Raw genomic sequence first — 17664 nt, forward strand, 5'->3', positions numbered from 1 at the left:
TTGGTATGATGCCGTCTTCCGGCAGGGTGTTGCCCAATCCTCGCGGGCTTCCCAAGGACATCCGGAAGCGAGTCGCCGGGGAGAAGGCTTCCCCATCCTGAGTGGGCGCGACCGCCAGGGCGTGGCCGCCAAAAATCAAAGGGCCTAGCCGTTTCCGGCTAAGCCCTTTGATTTTACTGGTCGGAGTGAGAGGATTCGAACCTCCGGCCCCTGCCTCCCGAAGACAGTGCTCTACCAGGCTGAGCTACACTCCGTTGCCGTCGAGGGAGCGGTTTATACCGCCCTCCGAGCGGGCTTGCAAGCAAAAAATTCGTCAGTAGACCCGATCGATGCAAAAATCGACGATGCCCAGCAGGGCGCTCTTCGCTTCGCTATCGGGGAACGGCGCCAGGGCGGCACGGGCCTTGTCGCCGAACGCGCGCGCGCGCACCACCGTTTCCGACAGGGTGTCGTAGCGCTTCATCAGCTCCATGGCGTGAGCCAGGTCCGCCTCGTAATCGGGCATGTCCTGGTCTTCCAGGCAGCGGCGCAGGAAGGCCTTCTCTTCGTCGGTGCCCCGGGCGTAGGCCAGGATCACGGGCAGCGTGATCTTGCCGTCCATGAAGTCGTCACCGACCGTCTTGCCCAGTTCCTGCTGCTTGGCCGAGTAGTCCAGGTAATCGTCCACCAGCTGGAAGGCGATGCCCAGGTTCATCCCGTAATCGAACAGAGCCTGTTCCTCGACCTCGGGACGTTCGGCCACCACCGCGCCGACCTGACAGGCGGCGGCGAACAGCTGCGCGGTCTTGGCCCGGATCACCGCCATGTAGGCGTCTTCCGTGGTCGAGGTGTCGTTGGCCGTGACCAGCTGGAGCACCTCGCCCTCGGCGATCACCGACGTGGCGTTGGACAGGATCCCCATGATCTTGAGCGCCCCGTCCTCGACCATCAGTTCGAAGGAACGCGCGAACAGGAAATCGCCCACCAGCACGCTGGCCTTGTTGCCCCACACGGCATTGGCCGAATCCCGGCCCCGGCGCAGCATGCTTTCGTCGACCACGTCGTCATGCAGCAAGGTGGCCGTGTGGATGAACTCCACGCAGGCGGCCAGCTTGGGATGACGATCGCCGTCGTAGCCACACAGGCGCGCGGCGGCCAGGGTCAAAAGCGGCCGCAGCCGCTTGCCACCGGCGGCGATGATATAGCCGGCGAGTTGCGGAATCAGCCCGACCGAGCTGGTCATCCGCGCCATAATCGTTTCGTTGACCCGAACCAAATCGGGTCCGACCACCTTCATCAAGGCGTCCAGGGCGGCATCCATGCCCTCTCCCCGGGCGCTTGCGGTCTCTTTTGCGTTGACGGCGTTGGACAAGGCCCACCCTAATCCTGATGAATGGCGCATGCGCCAGTTTGAGCGACGCGCGAGAATAGGAGGCCCTTTCGCCGCCGGTCAAGCCACCATTCCCCGTTCCTTGAAAAACCTACCATGACCCTGCCCCGTCCGCCCGCCGCGCTCCCCCCTGGAATCAGCCCCCCCGCGCCCGGAATTTCCCCGGGGGCGGCCTTCGATTCTCCCCCTTCCGGGCGCGGGGAGAGAGCCGCGCTTCCCTGGCGGGAGGACGCCTTGCTCGGCGGGCGCGTGCGCTTGCTCCAACCCCTTCACGGCTACCGCGCCGCCCTTGACCCGGTGTTCCTGGCCGCCTCCGTGGCCGCCGCGCCGGGCAGCCGGATTCTGGAAGCGGGCTGTGGCACCGGGGCCGCCTTGCTGTGCCTCGCCCGGCGCCGCCCCGACCTTGTCCTGACCGGGCTGGAAATCCAGGCCCTGCCCGCCGCCCTTGCCGCGTGGTCGGCCGAACGCCTGGGGCTGGCCGCCTCGGTGCGGGTGTGGGAGGGCGACTTGGCCCGCCCGCCCCCGGAACTGCGCCTGGCCTTCGACGCGGTGTTCACCAATCCGCCCTACCTGGCCGCCGGTCGCGCCACCACCGCCCCCGACCCGCAGCGCCGCCTCGCCCACCACGAGGCCGAGGGGCTGCCCCTCAACGCCTGGATCCGGGCCTGCCTCGCGCGGGTGCGCCCGGGCGGGCACCTGCATGCCATCCATCGCGCCGACCGCCTCGACGCCCTGCTGGGCGCCCTGGCCGGTTTCGCCGGCGATGTCACCGTGTTTCCCTTGTGGCCGCGCCAGGGCCAGCCGGCCGGGCGGGTGATCGTGCGGGCGCGCAAGGGCGCGCGCGGCCCCTTGCGCCTGCTCTCCGGGATGGTGCTGCATCCCGACCACGCCAGCGGCTACACCCCCGCCGCCGAGGCCGTGCTGCGCCACGGCGCCGCCTTGGACCTCGATCCCCCGGCCTGACGCCTTTTCGAGCCCGGGGGATCGAGGTCCAGCCCGGGGTGCCCGCCGGAAGAAGGACCCGCGCCCGGGGATATCCTCCCAACAGGTGACGGAAAGCCAGTACCCCCCTTGACCGGCCCCGCGCCGGCGTCGATAACACGGGACATGATCAGTCTCGCCAAAATCCTGTTCACCCTGGCCGCCGTGTTTGGCGTCTGGAGTCTGTTCAGCCTGATCCGCAAGGGCTTGTCGGGCGGGACTCGCCTGAGCGCCGCCCAACGCGCCGCCGAGGCCGCCCGCCGGGCGACCGAGGCCCGCATGGCCGGACGCGAGGCCGCCCCCCCTCCCGCCGAGGTCGAGCTGGTCCGCTGCACCCGGTGCGGAACCTTCGTGCCACGCGGGCAGTCCTGCCCGTGCGGACACCAGCCCGAACGCTAGGGCGTTTGGCAGACTCCGGCCGAGGCCGGACCGTACCCGTCTGGCGCGCCTTCGCGCGCGGACTTTGGTCAGCAAGCGCCCCGCGCGCTGGTTTAGGTACCGCGCGTCCCGCGCGTTGACTTAGATACCGCGCGTCCCGCGCGCTGTTTTTCATTGCGCGACCACGCGCCGGCCTGCCACCGAAGGCGACCCCGTCCGGGTCGGTGGCGGGTCGTTCTTCCCTCCGCCTTCCCGGACGAGCATCATCCAGGGGTCCCCATGGCCGATAAGCCCAGTTTCCAGGCTCTGATCCTGCGCCTCCAGCAGTACTGGGCCGAGCAGGGTTGCGTTCTTCTCCAGCCGTATGACATGGAGGTGGGCGCCGGAACCTTCCATCCCGCCACCACCTTGCGCGCCCTGGGCCCCGAGCCCTGGAGCGCCGCCTATGTCCAGCCGTCGCGGCGCCCGACCGACGGGCGCTATGGCGAGAACCCGAACCGCCTGCAACACTATTATCAGTTCCAGGTCATCATGAAGCCCTCGCCCGCCGATCCGCAGGCGTTGTACCTGGACTCGCTGCGCTGCCTGGGGATCGATCCCCTGCGCCACGACATCCGCTTCGTGGAAGACGACTGGGAAAGCCCGACCCTGGGCGCCTGGGGCCTGGGCTGGGAAGTGTGGTGCGATGGCATGGAAGTAAGCCAGTTCACCTATTTCCAGCAAGTCGGCGGCTTTGACTGCGACCCGGTCCCGGTCGAGCTGACCTATGGCCTGGAGCGCCTGGCCATGTACATCCAGGGCGTGGAAAACGTGTACGACCTTGATTTCAATGGTGCCGGCGTGCGCTATGGCGACGTGTTCCTGCAAGCCGAACGCGAGTTCAGCGCCCACAATTTCGAATACGCGAACACCACCGCCTTGTTGCGCCACTTCGACGACGCCGAGGCCGAATGCCAGTCCCTGCTGGCCGCCGGCCTGCCCCTGCCCGCCTACGACCAGTGCATCAAGGCCAGCCACCGCTTCAACCTGCTTGATGCGCGCGGCGTGATCAGCGTCACCGAGCGCGCCGCCTACATCGGCCGGGTTCGCGCCCTGGCCAAGGGCTGCTGCGAGGGCTGGTTGCGCGCGCGCGGCCACCTGCCGGCCGGGGGGGAGAGCTAAGACCATGGCTGAACTGTTCATCGAGCTGCTGGGCGAGGAAATTCCGGCCCGCATGCAAGCCCGCGCCGCCCAGGATCTGACCCGCCTGATCGAAACCGGCCTGGACGAGGCCGGGCTGGCCCATGGGCCGGTGCGCGCCTTCGTCACCCCCCGGCGCCTGGCGCTGGTGGTCGATGGCCTGCCCACCGCCCAGCCCGATACCCGCGAGGAACGGCGCGGCCCGCGCGCCGACGCCCCCGCCAAGGCCATCGAGGGCTTCCTGGGCTCGGTCGGGCTGACCCTCGACCAGGTGGAACGCCGCGACACCCCCAAGGGCCCCGTGCTGTTCGCCGTGATCGAGCGCCCGGGCCAGCCGACCCGGGCCTTGCTGCCCGACCTGCTGATCAAGGCGCTCACCACCTTTCCCTGGCCCAAGTCCATGCGCTGGGGCCAAGGACGCCTGACCTGGGTGCGCCCCTTGCATGGCATCGTCGCCCTGTTCGACGGCCAGGTGCTGGACGGCGGGCTGGATCTGGGCGACCGGGTGCTGCCTTTCACCGACACCACGCGCGGGCACCGCTTCCTGGCGCCCGAGCCCTTCGCGGTGACCGGCTTTTCCGACTACGCCACCCGGCTGCGCGCCGCCGGCGTGATGCTGGACGCCGCCGAACGGCGCGAGGCCATCGCCCAGGGCATGGCGGCGCTGGCCGCCGGCGAGGCCTTGCGCGTGCGCGAGGACCCGGGCCTGCTCGACGAGGTCGCGGGGCTGGTCGAATGGCCGGTGCCTCTGATGGGACACATCGACAAGGCCTTCATGACCCTGCCGCCCGAGGTGCTGATCACCTCGCTGCGCGAGCACCAGAAGTACTTCTGCCTGGAAAACCCCGACGGCACCTTGTCCGCCCGCTTCCTGGTCATCGCCAATGGCACCCGGCCCGACAGCGCCGAGCGGGTGGTGGCCGGCAACGAGCGGGTGTTGCGCGCACGCCTGTCCGACGCCCGCTTCTTCTGGGACCAGGACCGCGAAACGCCGCTGGCCCAGCGGGTCGACGCCCTGGAGCGGCGCATTTTCCACGCCCGCCTGGGCACGGACCGCGAGCGGGTGGAGCGCCTGCGCGCCCTGGCCGGCACCCTGGCCACCCACATCCCGGGCGCCGACCCGGCCCTGGTTGACCGCGCGGCCCTGCTGGCCAAGACCGATCTGGTCACCGGCATGGTGGGCGAGTTCCCCGAGTTGCAGGGCCTGATGGGCGCCTACTACGCCCGCCACGACGGCGAGCCCGAGGCCGTGGCCGACGCGATCCGGACCCACTACGCGCCACAGGGCCCCTCCGACGCCTGCCCCACCGCCCCGGTGGCGGTGTGCGTGGCCCTGGCCGACAAGCTCGATACCCTGGCCGGGTTCTGGCTGATCGACGAAAAGCCCACCGGTTCGAAGGACCCGTTCGCGCTGCGCCGGGCCGCGCTGGGCGTCATTCGCCTGATCGTCGAAAACGGCCTGCGCCTGCCCCTGGGGGCCGTGATCGCCGCCGCCGCCCAGGGCTACCGAACCCGACTCCCCGAGCTGGACGCCGACATCACCGCCGACCTGCTGGCGTTCTTCGCCGATCGCCTGAAGGTGCGCGCGCGCGAGCAAGGCGTGCGCCATGACCTGATCGCGGCCGTTCTCGCCCTGGGCGGCGAGGATGATCTGGTCCGCCTGCTGGCCCGGGTCGAGGCCCTGACCGGCTTCCTGGACTCGACCGAGGGCGCCGACCTGCTCGCCGCCTATCGCCGGGCCATGAACATTGTCCGCATCGAGGCCAAGCGCGACCGCGCCCCCGCGACCGGCCCCGAGGCTCCCCCCCCCGACCCCGCCTTGTTCGAAACCGACGAGGAACGGGCGCTGGCCGGGGCACTGGATCAGCTGCGTGCCAAGGTGGCCCCCCTGCTGGCCGCCGAGGCGTTCACCGACACCATGGCCGCCCTGGCTTGCCTGCGCGCGCCCGTGGATGCCTTCTTCGACCGGGTCACCGTCAACGCCGACAACCCGGACCTGCGTACCAACCGCCTGCGCCTGCTTGGGCGCATCGGAGCCGCCATGGGGACCGTGGCGGATTTCTCCAGGATCGAGGGATGACCATGACCAAGTGGGTGTACAGCTTCGGCAACGGACGCGCCGAGGGGCGCGCCGACATGAAGAATCTGCTGGGCGGCAAGGGCGCCAACCTGGCCGAGATGAGCAACATCGGCATTAACGTGCCGGCCGGGTTCACCATCACCACGGAAGTCTGCACCCACTACTACGCCAACGACCGCAGCTACCCCGACGAACTGGCCCGGCAGGTCAAGGAAGCCCTGGCCAGCGTCGAGGCGATCATGCGCTGCCAGTTTGGCGACGCCGAAAATCCGCTGCTGGTCTCGGTGCGCTCGGGGGCCCGCGCGTCCATGCCGGGCATGATGGACACGGTGCTGAACCTCGGCCTGAACGACCAGACGGTGCAGGGCCTGATCAAGCGCTCGGGCGATGCCCGCTTCGCCTACGACAGCTATCGTCGATTCATCCAGATGTATTCCGACGTGGTTCTGGGGGTCGAGCACTACCACTTCGACCACCTGCTGGAGATCCTGAAGGAAGACCGGGGCCTGACCCTGGATACCGAGCTTTCCGCCGATGACTGGAAGGTGATGGTCGAGCGCTTCAAGGCCCGCGTCCTGGAGGAAACCGGCACCCCCTTCCCCGAGGATCCCGAGGAACAGCTGTGGGGCGCCATCGGGGCCGTGTTCCGCTCGTGGATGAACCAACGCGCGATCACCTACCGCAAGCTGCATCACATCCCCGAGGAATGGGGCACGGCGGTGAGCGTCCAGGCCATGGTGTTTGGCAACATGGGCGATGACTGCGCCACCGGCGTGTGCTTCTCGCGCGACCCCTCGACGGGCGAGAACGTGTTCTACGGCGAATACCTGGTCAACGCCCAGGGCGAGGACGTGGTGGCGGGCATCCGCACGCCGCAACAGATCTCGCTGGCCGGCAAGACCAAGAACAAAAGCACCCTGCCGGCCATGGAAGAGGTCATGCCCGACCTCTACCGCGAACTGGTTTCCATCCGCGACACCCTGGAAGCCCATTACCGCGACATGCAGGACATGGAGTTCACCATCCAGGGCGGTCGGCTGTGGATGCTGCAAACCCGCGTGGGCAAGCGCACGGCGGCGGCCGCCTTGCGCATCGCGGTTGAAATGGCGCAAGAAGGCGTGATCACCGCCAACGAGGCGGTCTTGCGCGTTGATCCCGAGGCCCTGAACCAGCTTTTGCACCCGACCTTGGACCCCAAGGCCGAGCGCATCGTGCTGACCCGGGGCCTGCCGGCCTCGCCCGGCGCGGCGTCGGGCCGGGTGGTGTTCTCGGCCTCCACCGCCGAGGACTGGGTGCAAAACGGCGAGAAGGTCGTGCTGGTGCGCACGGAAACCAGCCCCGAGGACATCGGCGGCATGCACGTTTCCCAGGGCATCCTGACCACGCGCGGCGGCATGACCAGCCACGCGGCCGTGGTCGCGCGCGGCATGGGCACGCCGTGCGTGGCCGGGGCCGGCGAAATCCGCGTCCACGAAGCCGATCGCGTGTTCACCGTGCGCGGCACCACGGTGCGCGAAGGCGATCTGATCACCCTGGACGGCGCCACCGGCGAGGTGATGCTGGGCGCCGTGCCCACGGTCCAGCCCGAGCTGACCGGGGATTTCGGCACCTTGATGGGATGGGCCGACGACCGCCGCACCATGAAGGTCCGCGCCAACGCCGAAACCCCCGAGGACGCCGAGACCGCGCGGCGCTTTGGCTGCGAGGGCATCGGTCTGTGCCGCACGGAACACATGTTCTTCGATCCGCGCCGCATCATCGCCATGCGCCGCATGATCCTGGCCGAGGATGAAACCGGCCGTCGCGCGGCGCTCGCCGACCTGCTGCCTTACCAGCGCAAGGACTTCATCGACCTGTTCACGATCATGACCGGCCTGCCGGTCACCATCCGCCTGCTTGATCCGCCGCTGCACGAGTTCCTGCCGCACACCGACAACGAAATCGCCGAGGTGGCGCAGGTCGCCGGGGTGGACGTGGGCACGGTGCGCGACCGCGCCGCCAAGCTGGCCGAGAACAACCCGATGCTGGGCCATCGCGGCTGCCGCTTGGGCGTGACCTACCCCGAGATCTACGAAATGCAGGCGCGCGCCATTTTCGAGGCCGCCGTGCATGTGGGTCGCGAAAGCGGCAACGCCCCGGTGCCCGAGATCATGATTCCGCTGGTGTGCACCAAGCGCGAGCTGGATCTGATGAAGGCGGCGGTCGATAACGTGGCCCAGGCCGTGTTCGCCGAAACCGGCACGACCCTGGACTACACCGTGGGCACCATGATCGAGCTGCCGCGCGCCGCGCTTCAGGCGGGCTCCATCGCCGAGTCGGCCCGCTTCTTCAGCTTTGGCACCAACGACCTGACCCAGACCACCCTGGGCATCTCGCGCGACGACGCCGCCGCGTTCCTGGAAACCTACCAGGCCAAGGGCATTTTCAAGCGCGATCCCTTCGCCACCCTGGACGCCGATGGCGTGGGCGAACTGGTCCGCCTGGCCGCCGAGCGTGGGCGCGCGACCCGGCCCGACCTGAAGCTGGGCATCTGCGGCGAGCATGGCGGCGATCCCGACTCGATCGCCTTCTGCCAGGGCGCCGGACTGGATTACGTGTCGTGCTCGCCCTACCGCGTGCCGATCGCCCGTCTGGCCGCTGCCCAGGCCGCCTTGCGCGCGGGCACCGCGTGAGCGGCGCGCCGCCCCTTGACGCAACGCCCTCCGGGTCGGCTCTGCTGACCCGGATCCGGGCCGGGGGCAAGGCGCCCCTGGCCCGGGCGCTGGTGCGTCTTGAAACCCGCCCGGACGATGCCGAGACCATCGCCTTGCTGTCGGCCGCCTACGCCGAGCCCCAGGCCCAGGTGATCGGCATCACCGGGCCGCCGGGCGTGGGCAAGTCCACCTTGCTCAACGGCCTGATCGAGGGCTGGCGCCGCCAGGGGCTGCGGGTGGGGGTGATCGCCGTCGATCCCAGCTCGCGCCGCTCGGGGGGCGCGTTGCTGGGCGATCGCACCCGCCTGACCGTGGATCCCGAGGATCCGGGCGTGTTCGTGCGCTCGATGGCGGCGCGCGACCACCTGGGCGGCCTTGCCGGCCTCACCGTGGCCGCCATGGTTTTGATGCGCGCGGTGTTCGATATCGTGTTGATCGAAACCGTGGGCGTCGGCCAGTCGGAAACCGAGGTCGTGCGTGTCGCCGACAGCGTGGTGTTTTGCGTGCAGCCCGGCTCGGGCGACGCGCTCCAGTTCATGAAGGCCGGCATCGCCGAGATTCCGCATCTGGTGGTGGTGACCAAGGCCGACATGCCCCAGGCCGAACGGGCCTGCGCCGATGTCGAGGCCGCCTTGTCGCTGGCCGAGGCCGAGGACACCTGGAAAACCCCGGTGCTGCGGGTCAGCGCCCGCGACCGCCAGGGCCTGGACGCCCTGATCGAGGCCCTGGCCGCGCACGGCGCCCACCTGGCTCACGACGGCACCCTGGCGCGCCGCCGCCTGACCCAGGCCGAGGCCTGGCTGGTCGAGGCCGTGCGCGAGCGCTTCGGACGCGAGGGCGTGCGCCGCGCCGGTCCCGTGCGGCTGGACCCCGAGACCAGTCCCTTCGAGCGCCTGGCCACCTTGGCCCACGCGCTGGCCGCCCCGTCTTCATGAACCGGGGCGTGCCTGCCGGGCCCGGGCCCGGGCCCGCGTTGCCCCGGCGTGATCGATCGTCGTCCGCCCGGCCCTGGGAGAGCCCCCGGTGAGTACCCTTGACCGCTATATCCTGCGCGCTTTGCTGTCGGGCCTGGGCGTTGGCACCTTGGGCCTGCTCACCTTGGTCTGGCTGATCAACTCGCTCAAATTCCTGGACTGGTTCGTCAACAAGGGCCTCAGCCTCGCGACCTTCCTCAAGGTAACGCTGCTGCTGCTGCCCGGGTTCATGACCGTGTTCCTGCCGCTCGCGCTGTTTGCCGTGGCCTTGTTCACCTACAACAAGCTGTCGGGCGACCGCGAGCTGATCGTCATGCGCTCGGCGGGCATGGGGCCCTGGCGCCTCGCGCGGCCCGCCTTGATCTTGTGCGCGGCCCTGACCGCGTTCGGCTATTTCCTGACCCTGGGGGTCGTTCCCAGCCTGGAAAGCTCGTTCGACGACATCAAGGTTCAGGTCCGCGACGACATTTCCGGCCTGGTGCTGCGCGACGGCCAGTTCAATCAGGTTGAAAAGGACCTGGTGGTTTATGTCGGCCGGCGCGCCCCCGATGGCACCTTGCTGGACCTGATGATTCACGACACCTCGGATCGCGCCAAGGAAACCACCGTTGTCGCCGAAAGCGGCGCCTTGGTGCGTACCGGCGGCGACGTGCGCTTGATGCTGCTCAACGGCAACCGCCAGGAACACGAGCGCGGCAGCGAGCGCATCACCTTCTTGTACTTCGACAGCTACTCCATCGCGCTGTCCGACGATCAGGCCACCGACAAATTCCGCTACCGGGACGAACGCCAGCGCCCCTTGAACGAGCTGTGGTCGATCCAGGTCGGGGACCGCATGGACCCCGACTATCCCTATATCTATGAACACCGCCACGTGCGCCGCTTGCGCATGGAACTGCACCTGCGCCTGATCCGCCCGCTGGCCCACGTCGGCTTCCTTTTGCTGGGACTGGGCGCGGTGCTGTCGGGCCAGTTCAGCCGCCGGGGGAACGGCTTTCCCGTGGGCGTCGCGGTCGCCCTGGTCGTGTTGTTCCAGGCCGCCAGCCTGGGCGCGGCCAGCATGGCCAAGAAAAGCTACGATGCCTTGTTCCTGATGGACGCGCTGGCCGTTCTGCCCCTTGTCGTCGGCGCCTTGTGGATCGCCGACGTGCCCCACGCCGTCATCGAGGCCGGCCGCCGGATGCTGGCCCGGCGCGCTTCCCCGCCCTCCCCCGCCCGGACCCCCGCGCCATGACCCATGCCCGTCCGCCCGCCTTTCCCGCGCTGGGACTGGCCCGGCGCCTGATCCGCGAGCACCTGGTTTCACAATGGCCGTGGATGGCCCTGGGCATCGTGTGCATGCTGGGGGTCGCGGCGGCCACCGCCGCCATTGCCTGGTTGATGGAGCCCGCCTTCAACGAGGTGTTCCGGGGCGGCGACCGCCAGCGCCTGCTGGAACTGGGCCTGGCCTTCCCCATTGTTTTCATCACCAAGGGCCTGGCCAACTACGGCCAGCGCACCTTGATGAACAAGGTGGGCTTCCAGGTGGTGGCCCGCTGCCGGGCCGCCTTGTACGACCATCTCCAGGACATGGACATCGCCTACCTGGCCGAACAGCGCACCGCCGGCCTGGTCAGCCGCTTCACGGTCGATCTGGCCATGCTGCGCAACACCATCACCTCGGCGACCATGGCCCTGGGGCGCGACGTGGCAACCTTGTTCGGGCTGGTGGGCACCTTGTTCGTGCTGGACCTGTCGCTCGCGGTCATCGCCCTGGTGCTGTTTCCGCTCGCCGGCCTGCCGATCATGCTGCTGGGCCGGGCGGCGCGCAACGCCGCGCGGGGCATGCAATCCGAATCGGGACGCCTGGACGGCCTTCTGGTTCAGATCTTCCAGGCCATCCGCCTGGTGCGCATTTACAACGCGGACGGCTTTGAACGCGCCCGCGTGGCCGGCACCGTCGAGATGATCCACCGCCACATGATGCGCACCGAAACCGTGGCCGCGTCGATCTCTCTGGTTCTGGAAGTGCTTTCGGGCATCGCGTTCGCGGCCGTGGTGGTTTACGGGGGCCTGCGCGTGTCGGCGGGCACCTTGGACCCCGGCACCTTTTTCGCCTTCGTCACCTCGGTTTTCCTGCTCTACCAGCCGGTCAAGCGCCTGGGCAAGGTCAACGTCGTGGCCCAGGAAGGCCTCTCGGCCCTGGAACGCTATTACGCCGTGCTCGACACGCCGCCGGGCCTGCGCGAAAAGGCCGGAGCCCAGGCCCTGCGCCCGGGGCCCGGAGCCCTGCGCTTCGAGGATGTTTCCCTGACCTACCCGGGCCAGGATGCTCCCGCGCTGGAAAGCCTGACCTTCGAGGTTCCGGCCGGCGGCACCGCCGCCCTGGTCGGCCGCTCGGGCGCCGGCAAAAGCACCGCGCTCTCGCTGGTGCCGCGCTTTCGCGACCCCGACCGGGGCCGCGTGCTCCTTGATGGCCAGGACGTGCGCGACGTCACCTTCCGCTCGCTGTGGGACGCGATCGCGCTGGTCACCCAGGACGTGATCTTGTTCGACGACACGGTACGCGCCAACATCGCCTTCGGCCGCCTTGATGCCGATGACGACGCCGTGCATCAGGCGGCCCGGGCGGCGGCGGCCCACGACTTCATCATGGCCTTGCCCCAGGGCTACGACACCGTGATCGGCGAGGAGGGCGGGCGCCTGTCCGGAGGCCAGCGCCAGCGGCTGGTCATCGCGCGCGCCTTGCTCAAGAACGCGCCGATCCTGCTCCTCGACGAAGCGACCAGCGCCCTGGATCCCGAAAGCGAGCGCCAGGTGCGCCAGGCTTTCGATACCCTGCGCCAGGGCCGGACCTGCCTGGTGGTCGCCCACCGGCTGGCCACGGTGCGCAACGCCGACGTGATCCACGTGCTGGACGACGGCAAGGTGGTCGCCTCGGGCCGGCACGAACAGTTATTGGAAACCTGTCCGTTGTACGCTGCCTTGTGCGCGAGCGACGCCCTGGCCTGACGGTTTTGGCCTCGGCGAAGAAACCGCGCCGCCCGCCTGGTCCGACAAAGCCGAAGGAGACCCCATGATCTGGAAAACCCTTGGCGCCGCCGTGTTGCTGTTCGGGGTGACCTTCGCCGTGGTCTACGCCGTGGCCCGCCCGGCCCCGGACGAGCCCACGGGAATCCGAAGCGCGGGGGGACCTGATCCCGCCGCCCCCGGCACCGACAGCGCCAGGGATCCGGCCGATTCCCTGGAGCATTTCGTGCTGGTGTCGCCCGACGCGGTGGACACGGCGGCCCTGTTCGCCAAGGCCGAGGAAACCTGCGGCGCGGCTCCCGGATGCTCGGTTCACTTCTGGACCAATCCGGCCTTGCTGCCCGCCGGCCCGCGCATGAGCCGTGCCCAGCAGCGCGGGCGAATCGCGGTGTATTTCACCAACCGCCTGACCGGCGAGCCCACCTTGCTGCGCGCCGACAGCAGCACCGCCATCCGCCGCTCCGACCCCGAGGAGGGCGAGGACCTTTCCGACCTCGCCTCTTCCCCGGTGCCGGCCACGGGAACCCTGGCTCCGGAAGCGAATTGAGAGGCGGCTTGCGGCCTTAACGGTCGCCGTCGTCCGAACGCGGCGTCACCGAGGGAAACACGGGCGTGGCCCGGACCTCGGGCGGGCGGCGGTCGGGCGGCGTGAAAATCCCCCCCGAAATCACCATCTTGATGCCATCCTCGACCGACATGTCGAGCACCACCAGGTCCCGGCGCGGCACGAACAGCAAAAAGCCGCTGGTGGGGTTGGGGGTGGTCGGCAAGAAGACGTTGATGGTTTCATCCTCGGTCAGGTTCTGCACCTCGCCCTCGGTCACGCCGGTGATGAAGGCCAGGGCCCAGATGCCCTTGCGCGGGTATTCGACCAGAACCACCTGGCGAAACGCCGCCGACTGCTGGGCCAGGACGGTTTCGACGATTTGCTTGAGCACGCCGTAAATATTCCGGATCACCGGAACCTGGCCCACGATATACTCGCCCATGCGCACCATCAGGCGGCCGATATAGCCCGCCGTGAACGCCCCCACGAAGGTGAGCGTGGCCATCAGCAGCAAAAGGCCGATGCCCGGCACCGGCAAGGTAAAGCGATACGCTTCGGGCAGAAGGCCGATCACGCCACGGTCAATGGCCTGCATCAAGGTCCAGGCGACGAACAAGGTGACCGAAATCGGCGTCGTCACCAGAATGCCCGCCAGGAAATAGGCCCGCAAACGGGCGGTCAGGGTCATGTGCTTGCGATGACGTCCGTCTCCGGAAATCTCGGATTCGCCTTTATCGTTTATCATGGGATCTCCGCTTGTGGAGGCTCGACCAAGCCCGGGGATTGGGGCTTCGGCGCGGGGCATGATACAGTCGGAAAAGCGCGAACGAAATGGGGAGCCCCTCAATGCGCAAGGGATATATCACGCCCCGCCTCTGGTGGGTCGGCGTCGGACTGATCGCCCTGGGCGGCGCCGGGACTGTCAGCCTCCCCGCCGAGGCCCAGCAGCCGGAAGTCAGCGGCCCCGCCTGCGTCACCGACGCCGGCCACCTGGTGATCAACGGCAAGCGCTCCTATGGCGCCTGCCAGGGCGGCACCCCGGTGGTGCTCGCCAACATCGATGCGCCCGGGATCGCCCAAACCTGCCAGGCGCCTTCGGGACAAACGTGGCCATGCGGCCGCTGGGCCGCCTATTTCCTGCTGGAACTGACCAAGAACAAGACCATCCGCTGCCTGGGCGAGGAAAAAGACGCCAACGGCGGCCTGATCGCCGTGTGTCTGGTCGAGCGCATGGAAATCAACCACGCCCTGGTCTCGATGGGGTGGGCGCTGCCGGCAAACGCCACGATCCGCTACCATGATGCCATGGAGGAGGCCCGGGAAAAACGCGCCGGCCTGTGGCAAGGCACGTTCGACCGCCCCTCGGACTGGAACGCCCGCCACGGCAAGGACAAGTAGCGGCTCCGGCCCGAACGACTTCGCCCGGGCCAGCGCCCGAACCATTTAACCGCGGGCCAGCGCCCGGGTCATTTAACCGCGGGCCAGCGCCCGAACCATTTAACCGCGGGCCAGCGCCCGCCAGGCGATATCACGCCGGCAAAAGCCTTCCGGCCAGTCAAGGGCATCCACGGCGGCATAGGCGCGCGCGCGCGCGGCCTCGACCGTTGGCGCCCGGGCGGTGATGCCCAGCACCCGCCCGCCGCTGGCCAGGATCCGCCCCTGGCCGTCGGCCGTGGTGCCGGCATGAAACACCTCGACCCCGGGCACCGCCGCCGCCTGCTCCAGGCCCTTGATCTCGGTGCCGGTGCGCGGCCGTCCGGGATAGCCCTCGGCCGCCATCACCACCACCAGGGCGCTGTCCGAAGACCAGCTGAGCGACACGTCGGCCAGATCGCCCCGCGCGGCGGCCAGCAGCACCGGCAACAGGTCCGACTCCAGGCGCATCATCAGAACCTGGCATTCGGGGTCGCCAAAACGCACGTTGTATTCCAGCACCTTGGGCCCCTGGGGCGTGATCATCAGCCCCGCGAACAGCACCCCGCAATAGGGGCAGCCCCGCTTGGCCAGGGTGGCCAGGGTGGGCTGAATGATGGTGTCCATCACCTGGTCGCGCAGGGCGTCGTTGAACACCGGGGCCGGGGAGTAGGCGCCCATGCCGCCGGTGTTGGGGCCGGTGTCGCCGTCCCCCACCGCCTTGTGATCCTGGGCGCCGACCAGGGGAACGGCGCGGGTGCCGTCGCACAGGGCAAAGAAGCTGACTTCCTCCCCTTCCAGGAATTCCTCGATGACCACGCGGGCGCCGGCGGCGCCAAAAGCCTTTTCGGTCATCATCAGGTCAAGGGCGGCCAGGGCCTCGTCGGGGGTGGGGCAGATCACCACGCCCTTGCCGGCGGCCAGGCCATCGGCCTTGACCACCAGGGGCGCGTTTTGGGCCAGGACGAAGGCGCGGGCTTCCTCGATGGTGGCAAAGGAGCCATGGCGGGCGGTGGGCACCCCGGCTTCCACCAGGATATCCTTCATGAACGCCTTGGAGCCTTCCAGGGCGGCGGCGGCGGCCGAGGGCCCGAACACCAGGAAACCGGCCGCGCGCAGGGCATCGCCCACGCCCGCGACCAACGGCGCCTCGGGGCCCACCACCACCAGGTCAACCGCTTCCGCCCGCGCCAGGGCCAGCAGGCCGGGGCCGTCGTCGACGCGCACGGTCACGCAGCGGGCCACGGCGGCGATGCCGGGATTACCCGGCGCGCACAGGATTTGCGGGGACTGCGCCGAACGCGACAGTTTCCAGCACAAGGCGTGCTCGCGCCCCCCGGAGCCGATGACCAGAACTTTCATGGCGGGTTCCTTCTTTCAGATCCGGGCAGCGCGGGCGCGGGGTTAGTTGAACAGGCTGGAGACCGAAGCCTCCTGGCTCACCCGGCGCATGGCCTCGGCCATCAGGGGCGCGATCGAAATCTGCTGGATGTTGCGGGCCAGCCGCATGGCCTCGGTCGCCTGGATGCTGTCGGTGATGCAAAGCGAATCCAGGGGCGAGCTCGCCACGCGGGCCACCGCGCCGCCCGAGAGCACGCCATGGGTGACATAGGCCACCACCGAGTTGGCGCCCGATCCCTTGAGCGCCACGGCGGCGTTGCACAAGGTGCCGGCGGAATCCACGATGTCGTCGACCAGGATGCAGTCGCGCCCGCTCACGTCGCCGATGATGTTCATCACCTCGGAAACGCCGGCGCGCTCGCGGCGCTTGTCGATGATGGCGAGGTCGGCATTGATGCGCTTGGCCAGATCGCGCGCGCGCACCACGCCGCCAACGTCGGGCGACACCACCATGGGGCGCTCGCCCCGGTAATGCTCGATGATGTGCTTCGAGAACACCGGCGCGGCATACAGGTTATCCAGCGGAATGTCGAAAAAGCCCTGGATCTGACCCGAGTGCAGATCCAGCGTGACCACGCGGTTGGCGCCGGCGCTGGTGATCAGGTTGGCAACCAGCTTGGCGGTGATCGGCGTGCGCGGGCCGGTCTTGCGATCCTGGCGGGCGTACCCGAAATAGGGCACCACGGCGGTGATCCGTCGCGCCGAGCCCCGCTTGAGGGCATCAAGCATCACCAGCAGTTCCATCAAGTTATCGTTGGCGGGAAAGCTGGTGGACTGAACGACGAACACGTCCTCGCCGCGGACGTTTTCAAGAATCTCCACCCAAATTTCCATGTCACTGAAGCGCTTGACACTGGCATGGGTGAGTTCAAGATTAAGGAAGCTCGCGATCGCCTCGGCCAGGGGGCGATTGCTGTTACAAGCCAGGATCTTCATTCCGGGATTCCCAGGTTGGCGGGGCGGCGAGGCGAACGGCGGGCCAGGGCAGGGGACGAAACACGCCGCGCGAGACGAAAAGCACGAAGGACGAACACCGGCGCCCCAAACGAACCCAGAGCCCCTTGTCCGTCCGGGGCTTTCCTTGCCGTCGAGACTGCTGCGGCGCGGGGAAGGTCGAGAGCGGGCAAGCGGCGCGGATCGTGCGCGAGCCGGCGGCCGGGCCGGACCTTAGCAACCCGTCATCAACCTGTAAACCGCGACGCCGCAAGGCCAGGCCCCAGGCCGTCCCGACGTCCGTCCCGGCGCCCGTCCCGGACGAACAAGGCGCCCGTCAGGGACGGACGAACAAGGCCACCAACACCACAAGGAGCACCACCAGGGTTAAAACCCCGTTCAGGCCCACCAGCACCAGCAAGACGATCAACAGGCGTGAAACCCGGTTGACGCGCTCGTTGGTTTCGGCCATGTCGGCGCGCACCTGCCGCACGGCGCCAACCACGTCGCGCACCCGGTTGACGGTGTCGGTGATCGGGGATCCCGTCATGGGCAGGACTTCACCTTTTTTGGCCATGGGCGGCGGGTTCCAAGGGGGTGAGAGCGGGCGCGGCACGGCGCCTTCGACAAAAAGGACGCGACCGCCGGAAAGTCAACCCGCCCTGGCCGCCACGCCAGGGCAATCGGATGAACCGATTACCCTGGAC

General features: G+C 68.8%; 15 protein-coding genes and 1 tRNA gene. 10 read left to right on the plus strand and 6 right to left on the minus strand.

Annotation, left to right across the window (positions count from 1 at the left end; genetic code table 11):
* Positions 1–177 precede the first annotated feature (177 nt).
* Positions 178–254, minus strand: a tRNA-Pro gene (locus ROR02_RS12725).
* A gap of 59 nt (positions 255–313) precedes the next feature.
* Entirely contained in the window at positions 314–1300 is a 987-nt protein-coding gene (locus ROR02_RS12730; protein WP_170245106.1) for a polyprenyl synthetase family protein, read from the minus strand.
* A 318-nt stretch (positions 1301–1618) separates the two neighbouring features.
* Here ROR02_RS12730 and ROR02_RS12735 point away from each other — a divergent pair, with 318 nt between their 5' ends.
* The 9 genes from ROR02_RS12735 to ROR02_RS12775 all read left to right on the plus strand — a co-directional run bounded on the left by ROR02_RS12735 (position 1619) and on the right by ROR02_RS12775 (position 13210).
* Positions 1619–2332 (plus strand): tRNA1(Val) (adenine(37)-N6)-methyltransferase, encoded by a 714-nt coding sequence (locus ROR02_RS12735; RefSeq protein WP_307725152.1) that lies wholly within the window; start codon positions 1619–1621, stop codon positions 2330–2332.
* Between the two features lie 144 nt (positions 2333–2476).
* Positions 2477–2749, plus strand: a complete 273-nt coding sequence (locus ROR02_RS12740) for a hypothetical protein (protein ID WP_147164415.1) — start codon at positions 2477–2479, stop codon at positions 2747–2749.
* A gap of 258 nt (positions 2750–3007) precedes the next feature.
* Complete coding sequence (locus tag ROR02_RS12745; protein WP_147164416.1) at positions 3008–3889, plus strand: glycine--tRNA ligase subunit alpha; 882 nt, start codon at positions 3008–3010, stop codon at positions 3887–3889.
* A 4-nt stretch (positions 3890–3893) separates the two neighbouring features.
* A complete protein-coding gene (gene glyS / locus ROR02_RS12750) occupies positions 3894–5987 on the plus strand; it encodes a glycine--tRNA ligase subunit beta (RefSeq protein WP_147164417.1) in 2094 nt (697 codons plus the stop codon).
* A 2-nt stretch (positions 5988–5989) separates the two neighbouring features.
* The gene (ppdK, locus tag ROR02_RS12755) at positions 5990–8659 is read left to right on the plus strand and encodes a pyruvate, phosphate dikinase (protein ID WP_147164431.1); all 2670 of its coding nucleotides are present in this window, start codon (positions 5990–5992) and stop codon (positions 8657–8659) included.
* Entirely contained in the window at positions 8656–9615 is a 960-nt protein-coding gene (gene meaB / locus ROR02_RS12760) for a methylmalonyl Co-A mutase-associated GTPase MeaB (RefSeq protein ID WP_147164418.1), read from the plus strand. The genes ppdK and meaB overlap by 4 nt, the downstream gene beginning before the upstream one ends.
* A gap of 88 nt (positions 9616–9703) precedes the next feature.
* The gene (lptF, locus tag ROR02_RS12765; RefSeq protein ID WP_147164420.1) at positions 9704–10888 is read left to right on the plus strand and encodes an LPS export ABC transporter permease LptF; all 1185 of its coding nucleotides are present in this window, start codon (positions 9704–9706) and stop codon (positions 10886–10888) included.
* Complete coding sequence (locus ROR02_RS12770) at positions 10885–12645, plus strand: ABC transporter ATP-binding protein (protein ID WP_147164421.1); 1761 nt, start codon at positions 10885–10887, stop codon at positions 12643–12645. The genes lptF and ROR02_RS12770 overlap by 4 nt, the downstream gene beginning before the upstream one ends.
* A 64-nt stretch (positions 12646–12709) precedes the next feature.
* Positions 12710–13210: a hypothetical protein gene (locus ROR02_RS12775; RefSeq protein WP_147164423.1), complete on the plus strand. Its 501-nt coding sequence runs from the start codon at positions 12710–12712 to the stop codon at positions 13208–13210.
* A 16-nt stretch (positions 13211–13226) separates the two neighbouring features.
* On the opposite strand, the gene ROR02_RS12780 is transcribed toward ROR02_RS12775, so the two are convergent.
* Positions 13227–13955 carry a DUF502 domain-containing protein gene (locus ROR02_RS12780; protein ID WP_147164424.1) on the minus strand — a complete coding sequence of 243 codons (729 nt, stop codon included), beginning with the start codon at positions 13953–13955 and terminating at the stop codon, positions 13227–13229.
* A 101-nt stretch (positions 13956–14056) separates the two neighbouring features.
* Between ROR02_RS12780 and ROR02_RS12785 the strand changes: the two genes are divergently transcribed.
* Entirely contained in the window at positions 14057–14608 is a 552-nt protein-coding gene (locus ROR02_RS12785; RefSeq protein WP_147164425.1) for a thermonuclease family protein, read from the plus strand.
* A gap of 99 nt (positions 14609–14707) precedes the next feature.
* On the opposite strand, the gene purD is transcribed toward ROR02_RS12785, so the two are convergent.
* From purD to ROR02_RS12800, 3 genes are all read right to left on the minus strand, one after another.
* Positions 14708–15985 carry a phosphoribosylamine--glycine ligase gene (gene purD, locus ROR02_RS12790; RefSeq protein ID WP_147164426.1) on the minus strand — a complete coding sequence of 426 codons (1278 nt, stop codon included), beginning with the start codon at positions 15983–15985 and terminating at the stop codon, positions 14708–14710.
* 42 nt (positions 15986–16027) lie between these two features.
* Positions 16028–16960 carry a ribose-phosphate pyrophosphokinase gene (locus ROR02_RS12795; RefSeq protein ID WP_147164428.1) on the minus strand — a complete coding sequence of 311 codons (933 nt, stop codon included), beginning with the start codon at positions 16958–16960 and terminating at the stop codon, positions 16028–16030.
* A gap of 334 nt (positions 16961–17294) precedes the next feature.
* Positions 17295–17534, minus strand: a complete 240-nt coding sequence (locus ROR02_RS12800) for a hypothetical protein (RefSeq protein ID WP_147164429.1) — start codon at positions 17532–17534, stop codon at positions 17295–17297.
* Positions 17535–17664 lie beyond the last annotated feature (130 nt).

Source organism: Pararhodospirillum oryzae, from assembly GCF_007992075.1.
Classification (GTDB): Bacteria; Pseudomonadota; Alphaproteobacteria; order Rhodospirillales; family Rhodospirillaceae; genus Pararhodospirillum; species Pararhodospirillum oryzae.

Bases quoted from the DNA above. Each gene is read 5' to 3' on its own strand.
- ROR02_RS12730 (WP_170245106.1), bottom strand. From the start codon at position 1,300: ATGGATGCCGCCCTGGACGCCTTGATGAAGGTGGTCGGACCCGATTTG.
- ROR02_RS12740 (WP_147164415.1), top strand. From the start codon at position 2,477: ATGATCAGTCTCGCCAAAATCCTGTTCACCCTGGCCGCCGTGTTTGGC.
- ROR02_RS12745 (WP_147164416.1), top strand. From the start codon at position 3,008: ATGGCCGATAAGCCCAGTTTCCAGGCTCTGATCCTGCGCCTCCAGCAG.
- glyS (WP_147164417.1), top strand. From the start codon at position 3,894: ATGGCTGAACTGTTCATCGAGCTGCTGGGCGAGGAAATTCCGGCCCGC.
- ppdK (WP_147164431.1), top strand. From the start codon at position 5,990: ATGACCAAGTGGGTGTACAGCTTCGGCAACGGACGCGCCGAGGGGCGC.
- ROR02_RS12770 (WP_147164421.1), top strand. From the start codon at position 10,885: ATGACCCATGCCCGTCCGCCCGCCTTTCCCGCGCTGGGACTGGCCCGG.
- ROR02_RS12775 (WP_147164423.1), top strand. From the start codon at position 12,710: ATGATCTGGAAAACCCTTGGCGCCGCCGTGTTGCTGTTCGGGGTGACC.
- ROR02_RS12780 (WP_147164424.1), bottom strand. From the start codon at position 13,955: ATGATAAACGATAAAGGCGAATCCGAGATTTCCGGAGACGGACGTCAT.
- ROR02_RS12785 (WP_147164425.1), top strand. From the start codon at position 14,057: ATGCGCAAGGGATATATCACGCCCCGCCTCTGGTGGGTCGGCGTCGGA.
- purD (WP_147164426.1), bottom strand. From the start codon at position 15,985: ATGAAAGTTCTGGTCATCGGCTCCGGGGGGCGCGAGCACGCCTTGTGC.
- ROR02_RS12795 (WP_147164428.1), bottom strand. From the start codon at position 16,960: ATGAAGATCCTGGCTTGTAACAGCAATCGCCCCCTGGCCGAGGCGATC.
- ROR02_RS12800 (WP_147164429.1), bottom strand. From the start codon at position 17,534: ATGGCCAAAAAAGGTGAAGTCCTGCCCATGACGGGATCCCCGATCACC.